Origin of the sequence: Pseudomonas sp. 50_B, from assembly GCF_017491625.1 — a bacterium.
GTDB classification, from domain to species: Bacteria; Pseudomonadota; Gammaproteobacteria; order Pseudomonadales; family Pseudomonadaceae; genus Aquipseudomonas; species Aquipseudomonas danubii.
On record NZ_JAFGYX010000006.1, the window covers coordinates 157,451 to 181,355 of the forward strand.

The following is a 23,905-nucleotide window of genomic DNA, read 5'->3' on the forward strand; positions in this document are numbered from 1 at the left end:
TTTTGCACCATGAAGGTGCAGTTTTTGCGGTGATTGGAGATATTTTATGAACAATCCGGGTTTGTTCCAAGCAAGGTGGAACCTCGGCAAGCTGGTTCTGTGCAATTTACTCCCTTTGGCCCTGCTGGGATTCTGGTTGTGGCCGACCGGACAGATGTACTGCCTGATGTTCGACGAGTGGCTGTTCCGTCACCTCAACACTCCCCTTGCAACCAACTCCACCTGGCTGCACATCTGGGCCGTGGCCAGCCTGCGCCCCTTCGATATCGTGGTGGGCCTGATCATGCTCGGCCTGCTGATTCGCGGTGATTGGGTGTTCAAGGCGGTGGACGTGCGCCGGGCGTTTTTCGGCTTCCTGTCGATCCTGATTCTTATGGTGGTGATTCGCGCGCTGTTTTCCAAGTTGGTGGCGCTGATGAATTGGCAACACAACAGCCCGTCCATGGTGCTCGAAGGCGCCGTGCACATGAGCGACTACTTCCCAGGCTGGGAGAAGACCTGGGAACTCAAGGACCGCTCCAGCCAGAGCTTCCCCGGCGACCACGCTTCGGTGCTACTGATCTGGGGCCTGTTCATGGGCATGTTCAGCCGCAGCGTCGGCCAGTTCCTGATCGTCTGGGGCCTGACCCTGCTGTTCATGATGCCGCGCCTGGTGGCGGGCGCGCACTGGGGCCAGGACGACTACATCGGCGGAGTGCTGTTGGCGGTGCTGGCCCTGGGCTGGGGCTACTACACGCCGTATGCGGCGCGGATGTCGAACTTCCTGCTGCGCCTGACACACCCGCTATTCAAACTGATGACCCGGATGCCGGTGCTCTCGCGCATGAGTGTGGTCCGCTCCAGCAGCCTGCTGCGCTGATCAGACCTGTAGGAGCCGGCTTGCCGGCGAATGGACCCGTGAAGGACGCCTTCGCCGGCAAGCCGGCTCCTACGCTTTCACTCGTGACTGCTGCCGTGGAATTTGAATAGATCACGGCGCTGCTTCTTGCTCGGTTTGCCGTCGGTGCTGACCCCCAGGGCGCCAGCCTTGCGCTGGGCTGCCGCGGTTTCACGCTTGGCGATGCTGGCTTCGGTTTCCGTGTAGAGCGTCTGCGCTTCGGGCGCGCCACGACGGACGATGGAAAGTGCCTGGACCACCACGGTGCGCTCGTCGAAGCCGGCGCGAATCTGATACTCGTCGCCTACCCGCGGCTCCTTGCCCGGCTTGCAGCGCTCGCCACGGTGATGCACCTTGCCGCTTTCAATAGCCGCCTTGGCCAGGGCGCGGGTCTTGTAGAAGCGCGCCGCCCACAGCCATTTATCCAGACGAACCTTGTCCTCTTCTTCCTGCTTGTGCGCCACTGGAATTCCTCTTGCTGAAAAATGTCGCAACTGTACGGCCCGCCTACGGGCTCTCATAAATCCTGTCACTCACCTAAAATAACCCAGGTTGCGTCCTGACACGCGAGGAGTCCCCGTGACTGATTTCCCCACTTCCCTGACCTCGCCGGACAAGCGCTGCGAAGGCTGCCAAAAAAGCCCGCCACTGGGTTTCGATTTTTCCTTCGCCTATCAACCCATAGTCGATCTGCGCGACCGTTCGATCTTTGCCCATGAAGCCCTGGTGCGCGGGGTCAATGGCGAAGGCGCCCACACCGTGCTGGACAAGGTCGACGACAGCAACCGCTATCGTTTCGACCAGCGCTGCCGGACCCTGGCCATCACCACGGCCGCGCAGATGGGGATGCAAAGCCACCTGTCGATCAACTTCATGCCCAACGCCGTGTACCGTCCGGAACTGTGCATCCGCACGACCCTGGAAGCCGCCCGCGCCCAGCACTTTCCCCTGGACCGGCTGATTTTCGAAACCCTGGAAAGCCAGCACGTAGATAACAGTCGCCATTTGACCCATATTCTGCGTGAATACCGCGAATTCGGCTTCAAGACCGCCATCGATGACTTCGGCGCGGGGTACTCGGGGCTGAACCTGCTGGCGAATTTCCAACCCGACCTGATCAAGCTCGACATGGCGCTGATTCGCGATGTCGACCAGGATCGCGTACGCCAGGCGATCGTTCGCGGGATTGTCACAATCTGTGCGGAGTTGGGCGTTACAGTCATTGCCGAAGGCATTGAAAGCGCTGGTGAACGGGACTTTCTCAGCGACTGTGGAATTTATCTGATGCAGGGTTACTGGTTCGCCAAACCTGCATTCAAAGCCCTGGCCGAGGTCCCGGTCGCGGCCTGGAAAAGCTAATTGCGGATTTCCCCTATTTGAAGACTTTTGACCATTTGACCGTTGTCGGTCTGCGCGAGTGGGTGGCGCTTCCTGATCTGGGAGTGGCCGGCCTGCGCGCCAAGATCGATACCGGAGCCAGTACCTCCAGCCTGCATGCCACCGAGATCGAGCCCTTCGAGCGCGACGGTGAACAGTGGGTGCGTTTCAATGCCCATCTGGGCAGCGTGGTGCAGTTGCGTCACCGGCGTTGCGAAGCGCCGCTGGTGGCGATGAAGACCATTAAAAGCTCCAACGGCCAGGCTCAGGTGCGCTATGTGATCAGCACCACCCTGGCCCTGGGCGATCGCGTATGGCGGGTGGAATTCACCCTCGCCTGCCGCAAGGCCATGCGCTATCGCCTGCTGCTGGGTTCCAAGGCGCTGATCGACGGCCAGTTGGTGGTCAATCCGGGCATCAAATACGTACAAGACAAACCGGTGTTCCCGGTATCCACTACCTCTGCCACAGGTGTTGCATGAAGATCGCTGTGCTGTCGCGTAACCCGCGTCTGTATTCCACTCGTCGTCTGGTCGAAGCCGGCACCGAGCGTGGCCATGAAATGGTAGTGGTCGACACCCTGCGCGCCTACATGAACATCGCCAGCCACAAGCCGCAGATCCACTACCGCGGCAAGCCCCTGGAAGGCTTCGATGCGGTGATCCCGCGGATCGGTGCCTCGGTGACCTTCTATGGCTGCGCGGTGCTGCGCCAGTTCGAAATGATGGGCGTCTTCCCGCTCAACGAGTCGGTGGCCATCGCCCGCTCCCGGGACAAACTGCGCTCGCTGCAGTTGCTGTCGCGGCGTGGCATCGGCCTGCCAGTGACCGGCTTTGCCCACTCGCCAGACGATATTCCCGACCTGATCGAAATGGTCAACGGCGCGCCCCTGGTGATCAAGGTACTGGAAGGCACCCAGGGCATCGGCGTGGTGCTGTGTGAAACCGCCACCGCAGCGGAATCGGTGATCGAGGCCTTCATGGGCCTGAAGCAGAACATCATGGTCCAGGAGTACATCAAGGAAGCCGGCGGCGCCGACATTCGCTGCTTCGTGGTGGGCGACAAAGTGATCGCGGCGATGAAGCGCCAGGCCAAACCGGGTGAGTTCCGCTCCAACCTGCATCGCGGCGGCAGCGCCAGCCTGATCAAGATCACCCCGGAAGAACGCATGACCGCACTGCGGGCGGCCAAGGTCATGGGCCTGAGCGTGGCGGGGGTGGATATCCTGCGCTCCAATCACGGGCCGCTGGTGATGGAAGTCAATTCCTCGCCAGGCCTGGAAGGCATCGAGACCACCACCGGCAAGAATGTGGCAGGGATCATCATCGAACACATCGAGAAAAATGGCGGGCCGAACATGACCCGGACCAAGGGTAAGGGCTAAGGGGTACGCTCGATCGGCGGCCCCTGTAGCCACTGCCGCAGGCTGTGACCGGCTGCGCAGCAGTCGCGCTTGCGGGCCGCGCAAGGGCCTTCGGCCCTTATCGCAGCCTGCGGCAGCGGCTACAGGTGTTCAGTCCGCATCGCGTGGCAGCAACAAGCCCAAAGGCAAGCGCACTCGCGCTTCGAGGCCGCCATCGGGACGGTTGCGCAGTTCGACGTTGCCGCCGTGCATGGCGGCAATCCGCTTGACGATGGCCAGGCCCAGGCCGGTGCCCTTGCCACCCCGGGCACGGTCGCCACGGGTGAAGGGGTTGAAGATCGCTTCCAGCTCAGAAGGGTCGATCCCCGCGCCGCGGTCCATCACACTCAGCACCACATACGGCGCATTGGTGTCACCGGACACATAGGCCGCCACTTCGACATCCGTTCCCGCGTGATTCAAGGCGTTGCCAATCAGGTTGTTGAGCAGGCGCTTCATCGATACCCGACGCAGCGGGAACGGCTGGATCGGCTCCAGGCGCAGGTGCACCCGTTCCTGGTTCTGGTTGTAGGGCGCGGCCACCTCACGCACCAGATCGCTCAAGTCCACTTCTTCCACCGACTCGTCGCGGCCGTCGCGGATGAAGGCCAGGAACTGATCGAGAATGGCGTCCATGTCCTCGATATCCCGCACCATGTCGTCGGTCAGGTCGGTGTGCGCGCCCATCAACTCCAGCGACAGGCGCAGGCGGGTCAGCGGCGTGCGCAGGTCGTGGGACACCCCCGCCAGCATCAGTTCCCGTTCACGCCCGGCCTGCTCCACATCCTCGGCCATCTGGTTGAAGGCGCGGTACACCTCGGTCATCTCGCTCGGCGTATCGCTGATCGGCAGGCGCACGCTGCGCCCCTGACCCAGTTGCCGGGCGGCGTAGACGAGGCGCTTGAGCGGTTGGTTGAGCTGGCTGACGAAGATCCACGCCGAGGCGGTGGATAACAGGCCGATGGCCAGGAACCAGCCCAGCACGCTCCAGATCTTCTGCCCCCGCAGCGGATGCGGATACAGCGGCACCTTGAGCCAGCCATCCCCCAGGCTCGGGGCACGTACCCAGAGCGCCGGCGGTGCATGCATGCGCAGGCGCACTTCGGTGTCGGCGCCCAACTCGGCCTGCATCTGCCGCTGGTAGATCTCGCTGTAGGGCCAGTGCTGCTCGCCGGCCGGCACGCCGCTGCCCACCACCTTGATCAGCCCGGCGGCTTCGGCGATCTGGTCGCGGTTGGATTCGTCGGCGGCCCAGTAGGCGCGCAGGGTCAGGGCCACGCCGTGGCTGTATTGCCGGTCCACCAGCACGTCCTCGTTCATCAACAGATAAACCAGGGTCAACGCCTTGGAAAACAGCACCACGATCAGCACCAGCCACAGGGTGCGGGAGAAGAAACTCTGGGGGAACCACAGCGGGGTTTTCATAACAGCCAATACACACTTTGCAGGAGCGGCTCGCGCTCGCGGAGTGGCAGAATGCGAACGCCCGGGTCGTTACCGGCCCGGGCGTTTGCTCCTACAAATCACCTATCACTTGGTCGCGGTGCCATCCGGCACGAAGACATAACCCACGCCCCAGACGGTCTGGATATAACGCGGCTTGGAAGGGTCGGGCTCGATCATCCGCCGCAGGCGGGAAATCTGCACGTCGATGGAACGCTCCAGGGCATCCCACTCGCGGCCACGGGCCAGGTTCATCAGTTTGTCGCGGGTCAGCGGCTGGCGGGCATTCATCACCAGGGCCTTGAGTACCGCGAACTCACCGGTGGTGAGCATGTGCACTTCATCGCCACGCTTGAGCTCGCGGGTAGCCAGGGACAGTTCGTAGTCACCGAAGGTCACGCTTTCGTCTTCGCTGCCCGGCGCACCCGGCACCGGAGCCGACTGACGACGCAGCACGGCCTTGACCCGGGCCATCAGTTCGTCAGGGTTGAACGGCTTGGCCAGGTAATCGTCAGCACCCAGTTCCAGGCCCTTGATGCGGCTCAGCTCGTCGCCCTTGGCGGTGAGCATGATGATCGGAATCTGGTTGTTGGCACTGCGCAGTCGGCGGCAGGCGGTCAAGCCGTCTTCGCCGGGCAGCATCAGGTCGAGGACCACCAGGTTGAACACTTCGCGACCCAACAGACGGTCCATTTGCTCGGTGTTCGGTACCGCGCGGGCACGGTAGCCCTTGCTGACGAAAAAACGCTCCAGCAGGCTGCTCAGCCCCGGATCGTCGTCAACAATAAGAATTTTTTCGCCTTCAGCAGTTTGTGCAGTGCTGCTCATTGGATGCTCCTCTAATCTCGGTGCGCATTATGGCGTAGCTGCCGTTATACGCACCGTGTGCATTGTTAGCAGATTTTTCCTCTATCGCCAGCAAACCCGCTGTCGGCCTGAGGCCGGCGATCACCCCGAAGACCGTAACGCTGGGTATAATGCGCCGCCTTTTGTGTTGGGCAATATCTGATCAGTACGCCTGCGGCCGGTTTTTTTTATTTGCCTGGGCCGGCAGTATTTTTTCGATTTCACGGGTCAACAGCCAGCCTTTTGATCCAGGTGGCGGCGCATGCCAGGCCGCTCAACCAGACCCGCCGGGCCTCAACTTCCGTGCCCGCGGGCCTGCTTTCACACATTTGTCAGGTGGTTTTATGGACAGCATCAACAGCCGCATTGCCGAGGAACTCGGCGTACGCCCACAACAGGTCGAAGCGGCCGTCGCTCTATTGGATGAAGGCTCCACCGTGCCCTTCATCGCCCGTTACCGGAAAGAGGTCACCGGCAGCCTCGATGACACCCAACTGCGTCATCTGGAAGAGCGCCTGCGCTACCTGCGAGAACTCGACGAACGGCGGATCAGCATCCTGGCCAGCATCGAAGAGCAGGGCAAGCTGACCCCGGAGCTGGCTCGCGACATCAAGCTGGCCGACACCAAGACCCGCCTCGAAGACCTGTACCTGCCTTATAAGCAGAAGCGCCGCACCAAGGGCCAGATCGCCCTGGAAGCCGGCCTCGGCGAACTGGCGGATGGCCTGTTCAACGACCCAAGCCTGACTCCGGAAGCCGAAGCCGCGCGCTTCGTCGACGCCGACAAAGGCGTGGCCGACGTCAAGGCCGCCCTGGAAGGCGCCAAGTACATCCTCATGGAGCGCTTCGCCGAAGACGCGGGTTTGCTGGACAAGCTGCGCAACTTCCTCAAGCAGGAAGCCACCCTCAGCGCCCGCGTGGTGGCTGGCAAGGAAGAGGAAGGCGCCAAGTTCCGCGACTACTTCGAACATGACGAACCGCTGAAAAGCATGCCGTCGCACCGCGCCCTGGCGATTTTCCGCGGCCGCAACGAAGGCATTCTCAGCTCCGCGCTGAAAGTCGGTGACGAGCTGCCGGGCACCATGCACCCCTGCGAAGGCATGATCGGCCAGCACGTGGGCATCCAGAACCAGAACCGTGCCGCCGACAAATGGCTGGGTGAAGTGGTGCGCTGGACCTGGAAGGTCAAGCTCTACACCCACCTGGAAACCGACCTGCTGGGCGAATTGCGCGACAACGCGGAAACCGAGGCGATCAACGTCTTCGCCCACAACCTGCACGACCTGCTGCTGGCCGCTCCGGCCGGCCCGCGCGCCACCCTGGGCCTGGACCCGGGCCTGCGCACCGGCTGCAAGGTGGCGGTGGTGGATGCCACCGGCAAGCTGCTGGATCACGCCACGGTCTACCCCCACGTGCCGCACAACAAGTGGGACCAGACCCTGGGCATCCTGGCCGCGCTGTGCGCCAAGCACTCGGTGGACCTGATCGCCATCGGCAACGGCACCGCCAGCCGCGAGACCGACAAGCTGGCCGCCGAACTGATCAAAAAATACCCGGCCATGAAGATGACCAAGGTCATGGTTTCCGAAGCCGGTGCATCGGTGTACTCGGCCTCGGAGCTGGCGGCCAAGGAATTCCCGGACCTGGACGTGTCGATCCGTGGCGCCGTATCCATCGCCCGCCGCCTGCAGGACCCCCTGGCGGAACTGGTGAAGATCGATCCGAAATCCATCGGTGTCGGCCAGTACCAGCACGACGTCTCGCAACTGAAACTGGCCCGCGGCCTGGACGCCGTGGTCGAGGACTGCGTGAACGCCGTCGGCGTCGACGTCAACACCGCTTCCGTGGCCCTGCTGGCGCGGATCTCCGGCCTGAATGCGACCCTGGCGCAGAACATCGTCAGCCACCGCGACGAACACGGCGCGTTCAAGACCCGCGCCGCGCTGAAAAAGGTCGCCCGCCTGGGTGAGAAAACCTTCGAACAGGCCGCCGGCTTCCTGCGCGTCATGAATGGCGACAACCCGCTGGACGCCTCGGCGGTCCACCCGGAAGCCTACCCGCTGGTGCAGCGCATCGCCGCCGACACCGGCCGCGACATTCGCTCGTTGATTGGCGACAGCGGCTTCCTCAAGCGCCTGGACCCGAAAAAGTTCACCGACGAAACCTTCGGCCTGCCCACCGTCACCGACATCCTCCAGGAACTGGACAAGCCCGGCCGCGACCCGCGTCCGGAGTTCAAGACCGCCGAGTTCCAGGACGGTGTGGAAGACCTCAAGGACCTGCAACTGGGGATGATCCTCGAAGGCGTGGTGACCAACGTCACCAACTTCGGTGCCTTCGTCGACATCGGCGTGCACCAGGACGGCCTGGTGCACATCTCGGCGCTGTCGGAGAAGTTCATCAAGGACCCGCGTGAAGCGGTGAAGGCCGGTGACGTGGTCAAGGTCAAGGTCATGGAAGTCGACATTCCGCGCAAACGCGTGGGCCTGTCGATGCGCATGAGCGACACCCCGGGCGAGAAGATCGATGGCGCCCGTGGTTCCCGTCCAGGCTCGGCGCCGCGCTCCTCTCAGGGCAACGCACCACGCAAGGAAACCACCGCGGCCGCTCCGAGCAACAACGCCATGGCCTCGCTGTTCGCCAACGCCAAGCAGTTGAAGAAACGCTGATGCAGATCCCTGCCGGCCTGACCGAAAGCGCCTTCAGCCAATTGCTCGGCTGCCGTCTGCAACGCCTGGAAACCGGCGAGGCGGACGTCGCCCTGGAGCTGACCCCACAACTGCGCAATCGCGGGCAAAAGCTGCACGGCGGGGCGATCTTCAGCCTGGTGGACATTGCCATGGGGCTGGCCTGTTCCAGCACCCACGGCTTTGACCAGCAGAGCGCCACCATCGAGTGCAAGATCAACTACATCCGCGCCGTAGCCGAGGGTGAAGTGCTGTGCCGGGCCAAGGTGATCCACCCCGGCCGGCGCACCCTGGTGGTGGAAGCGGACGTGATCCAGGGCGACAAACTGGTCGCAAAAGCACAAGGCACCTTCGCCGTCCTATAGCTCCCTGTCATGAATTTGGGTTAATTTCGGCGCTGCGAAAGCGGCGTCGGAGTTTTTTGCCTGCGCTAAAGCCAGATTCAGGGATGAAGGATTGGCGTTTTCAAGCGAGTCGGCTTGACTCAAAAACCAGGCGAAAACGCCAGTTTTAACTTCACCCTTGTAGACCGTCCTGCCCACCCCCATATTGGGGCGACTGACGCGTGAAGGAATCCAACTTGAGCGAACTTCTCAACCGCCGCCTGGCTCTGCTCGGCGAGCGCGCTAACCTCTCCCTGCTCGAGCAGTGCCTGCACGGTATCGAACGTGAATGCCTGCGTGTTACCGGCGAAGGCCGCCTGGCACAGACCCCGCACCCGGAAGAACTGGGTTCCGCGCTGACCAACGAACAGATCACCACCGACTATTCCGAGTCGCTGCTGGAGTTCATCACCCCGGCCCTCACGGACCCGGCGGACACCCTGGCCAGCCTCGACAAGATTCATCGTTTCGCCTACAGCAAGCTCGGCAACGAGTACCTGTGGAGTCCATCGATGCCGTGCCCGTTGCCGGCCGAGGAAGACATCCCGATCGCCTATTACGGCACCTCCAACATCGGTCAGCTCAAGTACGTGTACCGCAAGGGCCTGGCCCTGCGCTACGGCAAGACCATGCAGTGCATTGCCGGAATCCACTACAACTTTTCCCTACCGGAACAGCTGTGGCCGCTGCTCAAGCAAGCCGAAGGCTTCGTCGGCAGCGACCGGGACTACCAGTCTTCGGCCTATATCGCGCTGATCCGCAATTTCCGCCGCTACAGCTGGCTGTTGATGTACCTGTTCGGTGCTTCGCCGGCCCTGGACGCGGGCTTCCTGCGCGGCCGCTCGCACCAGCTGGAGCAACTGGACGCCGAGACCCTGTACCTGCCCTACGCCACCAGCCTGCGCATGAGCGACCTGGGCTACCAGAGCCAGGCCCAGGCCGGCCTGACCCCTTGCTACAACGATCTGAACAGCTACACCGACAGCCTGCGCAAGGCCGTGGCCACGCCCTACGCGCCTTACGTGGCGGTCGGTACCCACAAGGATGGCGAGTGGGTGCAACTGAACACCAACATCCTGCAGATCGAAAACGAGTACTACTCCAACATCCGTCCCAAACGCGTGACCTACACCGGTGAGCGGCCGATCCAGGCGCTGATGGCCCGGGGCATCCAGTACGTCGAAGTGCGTTGCCTGGACATCAACCCGTTCCTGCCCCTGGGCATCGACCTGCAGGAAGCGCGCTTCCTCGACGCCTTCCTGCTGTACTGCGCGCTCAACGACAGCCCGCTGTTCGAGAACAACGAGTGCGGCAACGCCACCTCCAACTTCCTCGCCGTGGTCAAGGAAGGCCGGCGTCCGGGCCTGCAACTGCAGCGCCAGGGCCAGCCGGTGGAGATGAAGGAATGGGCCGCCGAACTGCTGGAGCAGATCGCGCCACTGGCTGCCCTGCTCGACCAGAGCCACGGCAGCAACGTGCACAGCAAGGCCCTGGACGCCCAGCTGGCCAAGGTCAAGGATTCGTCCCTGACCCCATCGGCCCAGGTGCTGGCGGCCATGAGCGAGCACAAGGAAAGCTTCAGCCAGTTCTCCCTGCGCCAGAGCCAGGTGCATGCCGAGCACTTCCGCAGCCAGGCCCTGAGCAAGGAAGAGCAAGCCGCCTTCGAAGACGCGGCGCGCAAATCCCTGGAGCAGCAGACCGAGCTTGAGCAAAACGAAGTGGGTGATTTCGACGTGTTCGTCGGCGCCTACCAGGCCAGCATCCTGGCCATCAGCAACTAGGGCCATGGCGAGGGTGCCTGCTCCCGCTAGGTCGGCCGGCCTTCCGCGGCGCAGCCCCTCCCAAACCGGGCGACCGGGTATTCCTGCATAAGCGCGTGGCCTGAGCTGGGGGCCGCGTTGCAGCCCGGCGAGAGCCGGCGCCCTCGCCATAACACTTGTCTGGCTACGGCCACGAATTTCACCTCATAAGCTAATGCAAATAAGTTATTTATTTCTGCATTCTTAGATCATTTAGTCTCCTCCCACGCCGATCACCGGCCGCCTATGAGGAGCCCCCCCATGAAACTGCATTTCCCCCTTCGCCTCCTGGCGGCCGCGTCCCTGGCCGCTGCGAGTTTCTTTGCCCAGGCGGCTGACGTCACCGTCGCCTACCAGACCACCGTCGATCCGGCCAAGGTCGCGCAAGCCGACGGCAGCTACGAAAAAGCCACCCAGGCCAAGATCAACTGGCGCAAATTCGACAACGGCGCCGACGTCATCGCCGCCATCGCTTCCGGCGATGTGCAGATCGGCTACCTGGGCTCCAGCCCGCTGACCGCCGCCATCACCCGCAAGGTGCCGGTGCAAACCTTCCTCATCGCCACCCAGATCGGCGCCGCTGAAGCCCTGGTGGCCCGCGACGGTTCCGCGATCAACAGCCCTCAGGACCTGATCGGTAAAAAAGTCGCCGTGCCCTTCGTTTCCACCGGCCACTACAGCCTGCTGGCGGCGCTGAAGCACTGGAACATCGACCCCTCGAAAGTGCAGATCCTCAACCTCGCGCCACCGGCGATCATCGCCGCCTGGAAGCGCGGCGATATCGACGCCACCTACGTCTGGGACCCGGCCCTGGGCGTGGCCAAGGAAAACGGCAAGGTGCTGATCACCTCCGGCGAGCTGGCCAAGTTCGGCGCGCCGACCTTCGACGCCTGGATCGTGCGCAAGGATTTCGCCGAGAAGCACCCGGAAATCGTCACGGCCTTTGCCAAGGTGACCCTGGAGGCCTACGCCCAGTACCGCAAGGACCCACAAGCCTGGCTGGCCAACCAGGGCAACGTCGACAAGCTGGTCAAGCTCTCCGGGGCCAAGGCCAGCGATATCCCGCTGCTGCTGCAAGGCAACGTCTACCCACTGGCCGCCGACCAGGTGCTCAGCCTCGGCGCCCCGACCACCAAGGCCATCACCGACACCGCGGTGTTCCTCAAGGAGCAAGGCAAGGTCGAAGCGGTGCTGCCGGACTACGCCCCCTACGTCAGTGCCAAGTTCATCCCTGAATAACCCGCGACCGGACAGGAGATAGCCGTCATGGCCTTGCTACAACTGGAGCGCATCAGCGCACAGTACCCCGGCGCCGCCGAACCGGTGCTGGCGGATATTTCCCTGACCCTGGGGCCACAGCAACTGCTGGTCGCCCTGGGTCCCTCCGGCAGCGGCAAGACCTCGCTGCTGAACCTGATTGCCGGGTTCGTCGACCCCAGCGCCGGGCGCATCAGCCTCGACGGCGTGCCGGTCAAGGGCCCCAGCGCCGAACGTGGCGTGGTGTTCCAGGACGACGCCCTGCTGCCCTGGCAGGACGTGCTGGGCAACGTCGCCTTCGGCCTGGAACTGGCCGGCGTCGCCCGGGACCTGCGTGAAGCCCGGGCGCGGGAGATGCTTGCCCTGGTGGACCTGGCCGGCTTCGACAAGCGCCGCATCTGGCAACTCTCCGGTGGACAGAAACAGCGCGTGGGCCTGGCCCGCGCCCTGGCTGCCGACCCGCGCGTGCTGTTGATGGATGAACCCTTCGGCGCCCTGGATGCCTTCACCCGCGAGCAGATGCAGGAGCTGTTGCTGCAAGTCTGGCGGCGCACCGCCAAACCGGTATTCCTGATCACCCACGACATCGAGGAAGCAGTGTTCCTGGCCACCGACCTGATCCTCCTGGCGCCCAACCCGGGGCAGATCGTCGAGCGCCTGAACCTGGACTTCGGCCAGCGCTACGCCGCCGGCGAATCGGCGCGGGCGATCAAGTCCGACCCGTTGTTCATCGAAACCCGCGAACACGTGCTGTCCCGGGTGTTCTCCCAACGCAGCGCCACCCAGCAGCAGGAGCGCCCATGAGCAGCTACGAGATTCCCGCCACCACCACCCGCGATGCCAAGCCGAAAGCGCCCCAGCCAGTGCGTCGTAGCCTGAGCACCCGCTGGATCAGCGTGCTGACCCTGATCACCCTGCTGGCCCTGTGGTGGGCAGTCACCGCCAGCGGCCTGATCGAACCGCTGTTCCTGCCACCGCCTGCCGCCGTACTGCAAAAAGGCTGGTTGCTGGCCACCAGCGGCTACATGGATTCCACCCTCTGGCAGCACCTGGCGGCGAGCCTGGAGCGCATCGGCCTGGCCCTGGGCTTTGCCGTGCTGACGGCGATTCCGGTGGGCATCGCCATTGGCGCCAACCGCATTGCCCGCGGCGTGCTCGACCCGTTGATCGAGTTCTACCGGCCGATTCCGCCCCTGGCCTACCTGCCGCTGATCGTCATCTGGTGCGGCATTGGCGAGCTGTCCAAGGTGCTGCTGATCTACCTGGCGATCTTCGCCCCGATCGCCATTGCCACCGCCACCGGCGTGCGCACCGTCGACCCGGCCAAGCTGCGCGCCGCGCAGTCTTTGGGCGCCACCCGGGCCCAGCTGATTCGCCACGTGATCCTGCCCAGCGCCCTGCCGGACATTCTCACCGGCGTGCGCATCGGCCTGGGCGTGGGCTGGTCGACCCTGGTGGCGGCGGAGCTGATTGCCGCCACCAGCGGCCTGGGCTTCATGGTGCAATCCGCGGCGCAGTTCCTGGTCACCGATGTGGTGCTACTGGGGATACTGGTGATTGCCCTGATCGCCTTCGCCATGGAGATGGGCCTGCGCGCCCTGCAACGCAAGCTGGTGCCCTGGCACGGCCAATCCCACTGACCTGCCTGCCCCGCACGCGGTTCACCTGTAGCCGCTGCCGAGCCCTGGCGAGGCTGGGACCGAGCGCGTAGCGCTCGCAGCAATCGATGAGGAAGACCTCGTTGCATGGGTTTGCATCTACTGCGCCGCCGTTCGCAGCCTCGCCAAGGCTCGACAGCGGCTACAGGGTCACGACACCACCAGCGCAACCGTTTTTTTAGTTTGATGCCGATAAACCGAATCCGACCACGCCGAGCGTTCGGCGCCGTACAAGAGAACCACCATGAGCCTGACCATCACCCCTTTAAGCTCCGCCCTCGGCGCCCAGATCAGTGGCGTCGATATCAGCCAGCCGCTCAGCGTCGAACAGCGCGACGCCATCGAGCAGGCGCTGCTCAAGCATCAGGTACTGTTCTTCCGCGACCAGCCAATCACCCCACAGCAACAGGCGCGCTTCGCCGCCCACTTCGGTGACCTGCACATTCACCCGATCTACCCCAATGTGCCGGAGCAGCCGGAAATACTGATCCTCGACACCGCTGAAACCGACGTGCGTGACAACGCCATCTGGCACACCGACGTGACCTTCCTGCCAACCCCGGCCCTGGGCGCGGTGCTCAGCGCCAAGCTGCTGCCGCCGTTCGGCGGCGACACGTTGTGGGCCAGCGGCATCGCCGCCTACGAGGCGCTGTCCGAGCCCATGAAGAACCTGCTGCAGGGCCTGACCGCCACCCACGAGTTCATCAAGTCCTTCCCTCTGGAACGCTTCGGCAACACCCCCGAAGACCTGGCGCGCTGGGAGGAAGCCCGGCGCAAGAACCCGCCGCTGTCGCACCCGGTGATCCGTACCCATCCGGTGAGCGGGCGCCAGTCGCTGTTCGTCAACGACGGCTTCACCACCAAGATCAACGAACTGTCCGAGAGCGAAAGCGCGGCCATCCTCAAGCTGCTGTTTGCCCACGCCACCCGCCCGGAGTTCACCATCCGCTGGCGCTGGCAGGAAAACGACGTGGCGTTCTGGGACAACCGTGTGACCCAGCACTACGCCGTAGACGACTACCGTCCACAGCGCCGGGTGATGCAGCGCGCGACCATTCTTGGGGATGTGCCGTTCTTTCGCTGAAACGCGGGGAGATGCAGCAGGCCCCGGCCCCGCTGGATGAGCGAAGCCGGGGACCGCGGGCTATTTGACGCTGGAGGGAGCTTTCTTCTTGCGATTGCCGATATGAATCGCCTGGCCATTCACCGACAAGGCGGCTTCATGCAGGGCTTCGGACAGGGTCGGGTGGGAGAACACCATCATTCCCAGGTCTTCGGCGCTGGTGCCGAACTCCATGCCGATCGCGCCTTCCTGGACCAGTTCCGCAGCGCCCGGGCCGATCACATGCACCCCAAGTACCCGGTCGGTGCTGGCATCGGCAATGACCTTGACCAACCCGGCGGTGTCGTTGGCTGCCATGGCGCGGCTGCTGGCGGAGAACGGGAAGGTGCCGATGTTCAGCTCGATGCCCTGGGCCTTGAGGGCCTGCTCGGTCTGGCCAACCCAGGCGATTTCCGGGTGGGTGTAGATCACTGACGGGATCAGCTCGTAATTGAGCGGATGGTGATGCCCGGCAAGGCTCTCGGCCACCATCACCCCCTCCTCCGACGCCTTGTGCGCCAGCATCGGGCCACGCACCACGTCGCCAATGGCGAACACCCCAGGCACGCTGGTCAGGCACTGGCCATCGACATGAATAAAGCCACGCTCGTCCAACTGCACCCCGCTGTCGGCGGCCAGCAGATCGGTGGTCAGGGGCCGGCGCCCCACGGCGACGATCAGGCGGTCGAAGGTCTGCTGCTTGTCCTCGCCGCCCTCGCTGAGGCTGACCTTGACGCTGTCGCCTTGCACTTCGGACGCCGTCACCCGGGCCCCCAGGCGGATATCCAGGCCTTGCTTGCCAAAGATCTTCTGCGCCTCCTTGGCGATCTGCACGTCCACCGCCGGCAGGAAGCTGTCGAGGGCTTCGAGCACCGTCACTTCGGCGCCCAGGCGGGCCCAGACCGAGCCCAGTTCCAGGCCGATGACGCCAGCGCCGATCACCCCGAGGCGTTTGGGCACGCGGGTGAATTCCAGGGCTCCGGTGGAGTCGACGATCACCTTGTCCGTCAGCGGCGCTGCGGCGATATCGATGGGCCGTGAGCCGGGGGCGAGGATGATGCTGGGGGCGCTGATGCGCTGGGTGCTGCCGTCGGCCGCGGTGACTTCCACTTCCTTGTTGGCCAGCAACTTGCCGTGACCTTCCAGCAGGGCCACGCCATTGGCCTTGAACAGCGAGGCGATGCCGCCGTTGAAATTGCGCACCACGTTGTCCTTGCGCGCCAGCATGGCCGGCACATCCATCTGCGGATTGCGGATGCCAATGCCGTGCACTTCAAAACCGTTGCGCGCCTCGTAATAGTGATGAGAGCTGTCCAGCAATGCCTTGGAAGGAATACAGCCCACATTGAGGCAGGTGCCACCCAGGGCGGTCTTGCCGTCCTTGCCCTTGTAGCGCTCGATACAGACCGTCTTCAGTCCCAGCTGCGCCGCCCGGATCGCCGCGACATAGCCACCAGGACCCGCGCCGATCACGATCACATCGTATTGTTCACTCATAGATTGCCGTCCTTTGCACAGACAAACTCGACCACAGCCCCCATGGTCGCCCTGTCCTTGAGAATTTTCAGGTGGCCAAGCCCGCGGGTTTGCAGGACTTGCCGGTGACGCAAGCCTTCAGCGAAGGATTGCAGGTCATCTGCCGGGACTTCCTGATCCTGCTGGTCATGCACCAGCAGCACCGGGATATCCACCTGGTGGCCATAACGACTGACCGCCAGGCTGCGCATGTCCTTCTGATAGCGTTGCTCAACCAGAAGTTGCATGCGTTGTCTGACGTCATCGTTGATCCACAGAAAAGCCGCAAAACGCCGAACGACGTTTTCGATGTCGGCCGGCGCAGCCACCAGCACCGCCCGCTCGAAGCCCTTGCCGACCGGGGTGCTCAAGGCATACCCGGCGGCAGCCCCGCCCAGGGAGTGCCCGATCACCGTGTCGAACGGCCCCAGCTGTTGCTGCACCTGATCCAGCATGCTGACGAAGGTCGGCAGCGACGCTTGCCGACCGCCGCTGCCGCCATGGCCGATGCAGTCGAAGGACAGCACTTCACAGCCCTCCTCCAGCAACAGTGGAATCAGGTACTGCCACTGGGTACTGGCGCCACTCCAGCCATGCACCAGCACCACCCGGCGCCGGACCTGCTGCGGGGTCCAGCAAAAACAACGCAGCCGCCCTTCCTCGGTTTCCAGGTCCTGCACCGTGGCGCTGGGCAGCGTCAGCGGAAAATGCTGGCGCAGCCGTTGTGGCGTGGTGAACAGCTTCAGCGCGCGCGTCGCAGCACGCCGAGGAAGCAGCCGCGACTCCATCCAGAAGCTGCAACGCAGCAGCCCCAGAACCCCGTTGTAAATGCCCTTGAAGAGCATTTTCTTGAAGCTGCTACGCCGGCCCTTGGCGGGTGCCGACGCTTGCTCTTGGGTCGCCATCTTGCTTCCTCATCGACTACAGGGTTCAGCGCTGGATTACAGCTTCACCATGTTGAAATCCAACTTGCTCACGCCGCATTCCGGACAGGTCCAGTCTTCGGCAATGTCATCCCAGGCAGTGCCCGGAGGCACCCCCGAATCGGGATCGCCCAGCCGTTGATCGTAGATCCAGCCGCAGATCAGGCACATCCACAGGCCGGACTCGGTCACGGCGCTTTCAGCATAGGTCGTCATGGGTGGTTAACCATCGTCAAAAGATTGTGCGTTGTGCTCATGCGCTGGCCTGAGCAACTTCGGCCACCTTGATGTTCTGTACAAGGAACTGGGCCACCTGCTCCAGCACCGCGGCATCGGAGAGAATGCGCACATGGCCGAGCCCGGACACTGGCTCCAGCTTCGCCCAAGGCATCAGCGTGGTGATCTGCTGCGCTTCGCAGAACGGCACGATCGGGTCGTTGAGGTCGTGCAGCACCAGGGTCGGCAACTGCAGGCCGTTGCCCAGGGCCGGGATGTCCCAGTGCTGGACCGGCACGCCGTTACGCTTCCACAGCTCACGGTGCATGGCCTGGACCACCGCCGGCTTGAGCTTGAGGTAACCGTTGGCCCAGCGCTGGATCACCACCGGCAGGTTGGCCGGCGAGCCCAGCAGGCACAGGGCCTTGATCCGATGGGTCTCGGCCAGTTCCGCCAGGGCCCCGGTGGCGGCGATACCGCCCAGGGAGTGGGCGACGATTCCCACCACGTCACCCAGGGCGACGATGGCTGCTTTCACCGCGTCCTTGAACTCGGTCATGGTGCTCAGGGAGCCCGGCGAGATGCCGTGGGCCGGTGCATCGAAGGTCGCGACCTTGAAGCCTTGGCGCTGCAGGACGCGAGTGAAGGAGTACAGGCTGCGACTGTCTGCGCCCCAGCCATGGACCAGGAGGATGGTCTGGTCGCCCGTGCCCCATTGATAGCCGTGGGGAACGCCGGCGATGCCCTTGATATGGAAACGCTGGGCGCCCAGGGGGCTCATTTCCTTGTCAGGTTGCTTGATGTACTCCCGGGTGTAGCCGAACAGATCCGTGGCCTTGGCACCGGCGCTGTCCACCGAGAGCGACCCCAGAATGCCCATGTAGCTGCGCAGCAGCTGCTGCTTCAGGGTCAGAGGACTGTTGGCCGCCTTGGCGCCCGGCGTGCTCTGCCCCTCGGCGGCCTGGGCCGGCCGGTCAAAGGACTCATAGAAGCCATTGACCGGGTCGTACAGGTGACAATTGCGCGCCACGTGCCAGACATCCTGCACGGTCATGGGTTTTTCCCTGACCATCCCTGGGAAGGCGCTCTTCAACGCTGCCTGGGCTTCGGGCAGGTTGTAGTGGGGAATGATCGGCGCCACGTGGTGCGCGGTGTGCACCGAAATGTAGTGGGTCAGGAACAGCAGCCACTTGGGGTACATGTAGTCAGTGGTCAGCAGCAGTCGGCTGCTGTTGAAGCTCCAGTGCTCCTTGGTCAGGAACGGAGTCTCGTCGCTGATGTGGTGCATCATGGTGGTCAGGCTGAACCAGGCATGGGTCGCCAGCCACGGGGCAACGAAGTACAGGAACAGCCCGGTGAAGCCGGTGAAGTACACCAGGGTCGGCAGGTAGATCAGCGCAGCCACCACCATGAACAGGATCGAACGACGCACTTCGTTGCGCGCTTCGAGCTTGTGGAACATCGACGGACGGAAGCCCGAGTGGCGCTGGTAGTTGACCGTGCCCAGCCAGAACAGCCAGGTGCGGGTGCTGCTGTAGACCAGCTTGTCCCACCAGGGCATGGCGTCGTATTGCACGCGCAGTACCGGGCGCCAGTCGACGTCCATTTCCAGGTTGTTGGTGTTGGCGTGGTGCATGTTGTGCATGTGGCGCCAGCCGTGGAACGGGTAGAGCAACGGCAGCAAGGCGATATGCCCGAGAATGTGGTTGAAGCTGCGATTGCGCGAGAACGAGTTGTGCCCGCAATCGTGTGCCACACAGAACAGGCCCCAGCCGCCCAGGCCGGCCACCAGCCATAGCGGCAGGTAGAACATCCAGTGCACGTGGGCGACCGCCACTATCGCACCGATGTAGAGCATGTAGCTGACGACGAAGCTGAGCATTCCGCGCCAGACCCGTGGCTGATACAGGTGCTTGGGGATTGCGTCCGTCAGACGCAGGCCTTCGATCTCCTGTGAGCGTCGGAGCAGGTCATTGAATTTATCGTTTTTTTGCGAAGGCATCTGTGCAATGGCCATGGCCAAACTCCTGCGAAGTCAAACTTCGGATGTGGTCAGTTCATTGGCCAGGTATTTGGACAAGTCATCGATGCTGGAGTATTCGAACAGCAAGGCCGGGGACAGGCGCTGTTCCATGAACTTCTCCAGGTCGCCCGCCACTTTCACCGCCACCAGCGAGTCAAGGCCGTAGGACTCGAAGCTGCGGGCGGTATCGACCTGGGACGGGTCGATCTTCAGCAGCGTGCCCATCTTCTGCACCAGCCAATGCTTGATGCTCTCTTCGTTGAGTTCGACCGCCGCCTGTTTTTTCTCCGAGAAGCTCAGAGTGCTCAGCAAATTGGAAATGAAGTTGGACATAGGATCTTCCTTGATGAGTAGGGTGGTTTACAGATCAGACGATCCCGTTGTTCAGGATGCGGCCTGACGCTTACGGACTTTGTCGATCATTGCCTGGGACGGTGAACGCAGGTCTGAGACCAGTCTCAGCTTGCCCATTAACGCCAGTGTCCAGCCCGACAAGTCGGGCTCCCACCAATGCACGCCATGCCGGTACCAGGCAGGGAATGCGTGGTGATTGTTTTGCAGCCCCTCGCCAAAGGTGAGGAACGCGACAATCCAGTTGTTGGTGCTCTGGTCGTGGGTCACGAACGGCCGGGCGCCATAGCGGTGGCAGATGGAGCCCACGCACCAGGCCGCCTGGTTGGCCACGAAGATCCGTGCCAGGCCGCCGAAGATCAGGCCGCTCCAGGCACCGGACCAGCTCTGGGTGACCAGGCCGCCGATGATCCCCGGCAACATCACGCCCAGGGCGACCCAGAACAGGTAGGTCTGGTTGTAGAAGAACAGCCGACGGTCACGCAGGATGTCGGGGGCAAAGAAGTTCCAGCTCGACATGTCCGGCGCCAGCATCCACGGCATGTGCGCATGCCACAGGCCCTTGGCGCGCTCCAGGCGGCTCTGGCCCATGAGGTTGGGCGAATGCGGATCACCGTGCTGGTCGCTGTAGGTGTGATGCCGGCGATGGGTGGTGACCCAGAACAGGATCGGCCCCTGGGCCGCCATGGAGCCGGCGATCAGCATCAGGCTGCTCATCAGACGCGAGGTCTTGAACGCGCGATGGGCCAGGTAGCGGTGATAGCCCATGGAGACGCCGAACATCTGGATCGCGTAGAACACCCCGAAGAGGATGAAGTCCAGGGCGTGCACCTGACCGGTGACCCACAAACGGATCGCCTCGAAGGCACCGAACAGGGGTACCAGCATCACCGCCAGCGCAATGCGTGCCTTGGTTCTGGCGGCTGCCGGACTCAGCTGCGCGACCCCGCTGATCTCTGGAGTCGCAGTGGTTGTGAGGATCTCGTCCATGAATAGCTTCCTGTGAGGTAAGGACCGGCAATCAGCTTTCTGTAGGTTCTGCAGCAACCGGCGCACCAGGACGCTTCACGTCCCAAGCCAGGCCGCACAAGGCCAGCAACTCGATGAACCAGCCACCGATATCCAGCTGCCAGGGCTTGAGCCCGGCGTGGGCCAGCGCCGGAAAGGCGTGGTGGTTGTTGTGCCAGCCACCACCGACCGTTGGAATCGCCAGCCAGAACACGTTGCGGCTGGTGTCCCGGGTCGGGTGGTCACGGCCACCGACCCGATGGGCGAAGGAGTTGATGCACCAGGTGGCGTGGTCCACCAGGAAGATCCGCACAAAGCCACCCCACAGCAGGCCACTCAGGGCGCCTTCCCAGCGTCGGGTAATCAACCCGCACACCAGGGTCGGAAGCAGCAGGCCGAGGATGATCCACAGGTAGTAGCGCTGGTTGATCTGCATGATCAGCCGGTCGCGAATCAGGTCGGGAACGAACTGGCTCCAATTCTGCTTTCTCAGGCTGAACAGCCAGCCCAGGTGGGCGTGCCACCAGCCTTGGATATTGCCGACAAAGCCTTCCTTGAGCGGACGCGGCGAGTGCGGGTCGCCTTCCTTGTCGGTGAAGGCGTGATGCTGGCGGTGGGTGGCCGCCCAGAACAGGATCGGGCCCTGGGCTGCCATCGAACCGGCGATACCGAAAAACGCAGTGATCACCGGGCCGGCCTTGAACGCATGGTGGGAAAAGAAGCGGTGCATCCCCACTTCCACCCCCAGGGCGGTCAGCAGGTACATGCTGGCCAGTGCACCAAACTCCAGCCAGCCAATGCCCTGCTGCCAGGCCAGGACCAGTGCGACCAGGGTGCCCACCGCCGGCACACCGACGGTCAGCCAGGCCAGTTGACGCTCGCGATGACCGGTACGGTCGATATGAGGATTCATGGCCGTCATGACAGAGCATCCGTAGGGGTTTTAAGAGGTTGTGCCGAGGCCGCTGCGGCCGAACGTCCGGCGCCGTAGCGCGCCAGGCTGTCGTTGAGCAGGGCCTGCCGGGTGGCCTGGCGCTGGACCTTGCCGCTGGTGGTCAGCGGGATGCCGCCCATGGGCGCCAGATGAATACGTGCCGGGGACACGCCAAACTGGCTGACCAGGGTGCTGGTGATCAGCTGGCGCAGTTGTTCCTGCTGGGCTTCGTCGAGTTTTTCGCTGCGCTTGATCTCGACCACGATCGCCAACTGCTCCTGCTGGCCGTTATCCACGCCCACCGCCACGCAACCATTGCTGCGGATGCGCGGGTCCGCACTCTCGACCGCCAGTTCCAGGTCCTGGGGATACAGGTTGCGACCGGCAATGATGATCAGATCCTTGAGGCGGCCGGTGACGAACAGCTCATCCCGATACAAGGCCCCCAGGTCGCCGGTGCGCATGAAATGTCCGTCGACGCCCGGCAACTGGGCGCGGAACACTTGCTCGCTCAGCGCCTCCTTGCCCCAGTAACCGGCACCCACGTTGTCGCCCTGGACCCAGATCTCGCCGATCTGGCCGTCGGCGACCGGCAGCAGGCTGACGGGATCGACAATCGCCAGGCGCAAGCCCGGGGCCACCCGCCCGCTGCTGACCAGTGGCAAGGCGAACCCATCTTCGGCGTCGACAATGGCCAAGGTTCCAATGGCGAGCTGGTCCCGATCCACCTGGGTATTGAATGCCGGTTGGTCATGGGGTTTGCCCGAGACCAGCACCGTCGCCTCGGCCAGTCCATAGCAGGGGCCCAGGGCCACAGGGTTGAAGCCGGCGGCGGCGAAGCGCTCGGAGAAGCGCGCCAGGGTGCTTTGCCGGACCGGTTCGGCCCCACAGTAGATGGCCTTGAGCTTGCTCAGGTCGAGGGCTGCCAGCTCGTCATCGGTGATGTTTTCAACACACAGATCAAAGGCGAAGTTCGGCGCGATGGTGACGTCGGCGCCATACCTGGACACCGCATCCAGCCAGCGCAATGGCCGCTGGACAAAATGCCCGGGGCTGATGAGCACGGTCGGAAAGGCGTCGTAGATCGGCTGCAATATGCCGCCCATCAGGCCCATGTCGTGATAGGGCGGCAGCCAGCTGCAACCGACGCGGTCCTTGGCCTTGCCCATCCACTGGCTGGCGCTGCGGCAATTGCTGTAGAGGTTGGCGTGGGTCAGCATCACGCCCTTGGGCGCGGAGGTAGAACCTGAGGTGTATTGCAGCAGGGCCAATTGACCAGGGGTCACAGCCTGCGCCTGCCAAGGTGCATTCTCCGTGGCCAGCTCTTGCGGATCGACCCATTGCGGCGCGGGTACATCATCCTGCAACAAGGCGTTGACCCGTTCCTGGGAGCGCATGAAACGCGAGCTGGTCAGCACGATTTGCGGATGGGCGTCGGCGCAGATCAACGCCAGGCGCTCCAGGCCTCGGGTCCCCACCGGCGGGAAAGCGGGAATCGCCACCGCACCGGCCAGGAACAGTCCGAACAGGGAAACGATGTAGTCGATACCGGTCTCGAACAGCATCAGCACCCGTTTTCCCCGGGGCTCGAAAATCTGCAGCGCCGCGGCCAATCGTTGACTACGCTGCCACAGTTCGGCGTAGCTGATGGCCGCCGCCTCTTGCTCGCCATCGAGCAAGTGGATAAAGGCGGTTGCATCAGGTTGAAGCCAGGCGCGATAAGCCAGTACTTCCGTAACCGAACTTAAACATTCGATTCCCAGGGTGCCGGCCAGCGACAAATCATCAACTGCTAAATGCGCTGAGAAGGTCTGATTAACATCATTTAGATAATCACGAGGCACGGCGTAGTTCATTCAAAATCCTTTTTAAATGGAGAGCCATATATTGACCTAATGGTCGTTTATTATTTTCAGCACTAAGGAACCGAACAAACACCCCTAACAAGGGGAGCTCTAACTAGGCAGTAGACAAGATGTCATTTTATTGACAGGGCGAAGCATTCACTTAATGAATGCCTATTTTCTTATATGTCCCACTGGGAATAGCGTGGGCAGAGAAAGTTAGATTTGGACGCGTTGAGAAGTCTGCCACCAGCTTGTAT

22 protein-coding genes are annotated in these 23,905 nt (G+C 63.1%); 11 read left to right on the forward strand and 11 right to left on the reverse strand.

Annotated features, from left to right (window positions below):
• The first annotated feature begins 46 nt into the window (after positions 1–46).
• A complete protein-coding gene (locus J5M73_RS10800) occupies positions 47–859 on the forward strand; it encodes a phosphatase PAP2 family protein (protein WP_102862658.1) in 813 nt (270 codons plus the stop codon).
• 77 nt (positions 860–936) lie between these two features.
• Here J5M73_RS10800 and J5M73_RS10805 read toward each other — a convergent pair whose 3' ends face one another.
• Positions 937–1,341 carry a S4 domain-containing protein gene (locus J5M73_RS10805; RefSeq protein ID WP_016966989.1) on the reverse strand — a complete coding sequence of 135 codons (405 nt, stop codon included), beginning with the start codon at positions 1,339–1,341 and terminating at the stop codon, positions 937–939.
• Positions 1,342–1,456: 115 nt separating this feature from the next.
• Between J5M73_RS10805 and J5M73_RS10810 the strand changes: the two genes are divergently transcribed.
• From J5M73_RS10810 to rimK, 3 genes are read left to right on the forward strand one after another with little or no spacing between them, the layout of a single operon-like run.
• Complete coding sequence (locus J5M73_RS10810; protein ID WP_207815584.1) at positions 1,457–2,236, forward strand: EAL domain-containing protein; 780 nt, start codon at positions 1,457–1,459, stop codon at positions 2,234–2,236.
• A gap of 17 nt (positions 2,237–2,253) precedes the next feature.
• Positions 2,254–2,736: an ATP-dependent zinc protease gene (locus J5M73_RS10815; protein ID WP_007931742.1), complete on the forward strand. Its 483-nt coding sequence runs from the start codon at positions 2,254–2,256 to the stop codon at positions 2,734–2,736.
• The gene (rimK, locus tag J5M73_RS10820; protein WP_007931744.1) at positions 2,733–3,638 is read left to right on the forward strand and encodes a 30S ribosomal protein S6--L-glutamate ligase; all 906 of its coding nucleotides are present in this window, start codon (positions 2,733–2,735) and stop codon (positions 3,636–3,638) included. Before J5M73_RS10815 ends, rimK begins: the two co-directional genes overlap by 4 nt.
• Positions 3,639–3,767: 129 nt before the next feature.
• Here the strand turns inward: rimK and J5M73_RS10825 are convergent, their stop codons facing one another.
• The gene (locus J5M73_RS10825; RefSeq protein ID WP_016966991.1) at positions 3,768–5,081 is read right to left on the reverse strand and encodes an ATP-binding protein; all 1,314 of its coding nucleotides are present in this window, start codon (positions 5,079–5,081) and stop codon (positions 3,768–3,770) included.
• A gap of 105 nt (positions 5,082–5,186) precedes the next feature.
• Entirely contained in the window at positions 5,187–5,927 is a 741-nt protein-coding gene (gene ompR / locus J5M73_RS10830) for a two-component system response regulator OmpR (protein ID WP_016966992.1), read from the reverse strand.
• Positions 5,928–6,289: 362 nt separating this feature from the next.
• Here ompR and J5M73_RS10835 point away from each other — a divergent pair, with 362 nt between their 5' ends.
• The 7 genes from J5M73_RS10835 to tauD all read left to right on the forward strand — a co-directional run bounded on the left by J5M73_RS10835 (position 6,290) and on the right by tauD (position 14,813).
• Entirely contained in the window at positions 6,290–8,614 is a 2,325-nt protein-coding gene (locus tag J5M73_RS10835; RefSeq protein ID WP_115581375.1) for a Tex family protein, read from the forward strand.
• A complete protein-coding gene (locus tag J5M73_RS10840; protein ID WP_011058654.1) occupies positions 8,614–8,997 on the forward strand; it encodes a PaaI family thioesterase in 384 nt (127 codons plus the stop codon). Before J5M73_RS10835 ends, J5M73_RS10840 begins: the two co-directional genes overlap by 1 nt.
• Before the next feature lie 215 nt (positions 8,998–9,212).
• Positions 9,213–10,796, forward strand: a complete 1,584-nt coding sequence (gene gshA / locus J5M73_RS10845; protein ID WP_102862654.1) for a glutamate--cysteine ligase — start codon at positions 9,213–9,215, stop codon at positions 10,794–10,796.
• Between the two features lie 279 nt (positions 10,797–11,075).
• A complete protein-coding gene (tauA, locus tag J5M73_RS10850) occupies positions 11,076–12,053 on the forward strand; it encodes a taurine ABC transporter substrate-binding protein (protein WP_102862653.1) in 978 nt (325 codons plus the stop codon).
• Between the two features lie 27 nt (positions 12,054–12,080).
• Positions 12,081–12,875 carry a taurine ABC transporter ATP-binding subunit gene (tauB, locus tag J5M73_RS10855; protein ID WP_102862652.1) on the forward strand — a complete coding sequence of 265 codons (795 nt, stop codon included), beginning with the start codon at positions 12,081–12,083 and terminating at the stop codon, positions 12,873–12,875.
• Positions 12,872–13,711: a taurine ABC transporter permease TauC gene (gene tauC, locus J5M73_RS10860; protein WP_207815586.1), complete on the forward strand. Its 840-nt coding sequence runs from the start codon at positions 12,872–12,874 to the stop codon at positions 13,709–13,711. The genes tauB and tauC overlap by 4 nt, the downstream gene beginning before the upstream one ends.
• A 262-nt stretch (positions 13,712–13,973) precedes the next feature.
• Positions 13,974–14,813, forward strand: a complete 840-nt coding sequence (gene tauD, locus J5M73_RS10865) for a taurine dioxygenase (RefSeq protein WP_102862650.1) — start codon at positions 13,974–13,976, stop codon at positions 14,811–14,813.
• Between the two features lie 60 nt (positions 14,814–14,873).
• Here tauD and lpdA read toward each other — a convergent pair whose 3' ends face one another.
• Genes lpdA through J5M73_RS10905 form a run of 8 tightly spaced genes read right to left on the reverse strand, consistent with a single transcriptional unit; the run spans position 14,874 to position 23,582 of the window.
• The gene (gene lpdA / locus J5M73_RS10870; RefSeq protein WP_102862649.1) at positions 14,874–16,328 is read right to left on the reverse strand and encodes a dihydrolipoyl dehydrogenase; all 1,455 of its coding nucleotides are present in this window, start codon (positions 16,326–16,328) and stop codon (positions 14,874–14,876) included.
• A complete protein-coding gene (locus J5M73_RS10875) occupies positions 16,325–17,251 on the reverse strand; it encodes an alpha/beta fold hydrolase (RefSeq protein WP_180988552.1) in 927 nt (308 codons plus the stop codon). The genes lpdA and J5M73_RS10875 overlap by 4 nt, the downstream gene beginning before the upstream one ends.
• 36 nt (positions 17,252–17,287) lie before the next feature.
• Positions 17,288–17,485 (reverse strand): rubredoxin, encoded by a 198-nt coding sequence (locus J5M73_RS10880; RefSeq protein WP_102862648.1) that lies wholly within the window; start codon positions 17,483–17,485, stop codon positions 17,288–17,290.
• Positions 17,486–17,522: 37 nt separating this feature from the next.
• A complete protein-coding gene (locus J5M73_RS10885) occupies positions 17,523–19,502 on the reverse strand; it encodes an alpha/beta fold hydrolase (protein ID WP_102862647.1) in 1,980 nt (659 codons plus the stop codon).
• Positions 19,503–19,520: 18 nt separating this feature from the next.
• Positions 19,521–19,841 carry an acyl carrier protein gene (locus J5M73_RS10890; protein WP_102862646.1) on the reverse strand — a complete coding sequence of 107 codons (321 nt, stop codon included), beginning with the start codon at positions 19,839–19,841 and terminating at the stop codon, positions 19,521–19,523.
• Positions 19,842–19,892: 51 nt separating this feature from the next.
• Positions 19,893–20,849, reverse strand: coding sequence for an acyl-CoA desaturase (locus J5M73_RS10895; RefSeq protein WP_207815587.1), 957 nt, complete (start codon positions 20,847–20,849; stop codon positions 19,893–19,895).
• 31 nt (positions 20,850–20,880) lie between these two features.
• A complete protein-coding gene (locus J5M73_RS10900; protein ID WP_207815591.1) occupies positions 20,881–21,789 on the reverse strand; it encodes a fatty acid desaturase in 909 nt (302 codons plus the stop codon).
• Positions 21,786–23,582: a fatty acyl-AMP ligase gene (locus tag J5M73_RS10905; RefSeq protein ID WP_242553896.1), complete on the reverse strand. Its 1,797-nt coding sequence runs from the start codon at positions 23,580–23,582 to the stop codon at positions 21,786–21,788. Before J5M73_RS10905 ends, J5M73_RS10900 begins: the two co-directional genes overlap by 4 nt.
• Positions 23,583–23,905: the final 323 nt, after the last annotated feature.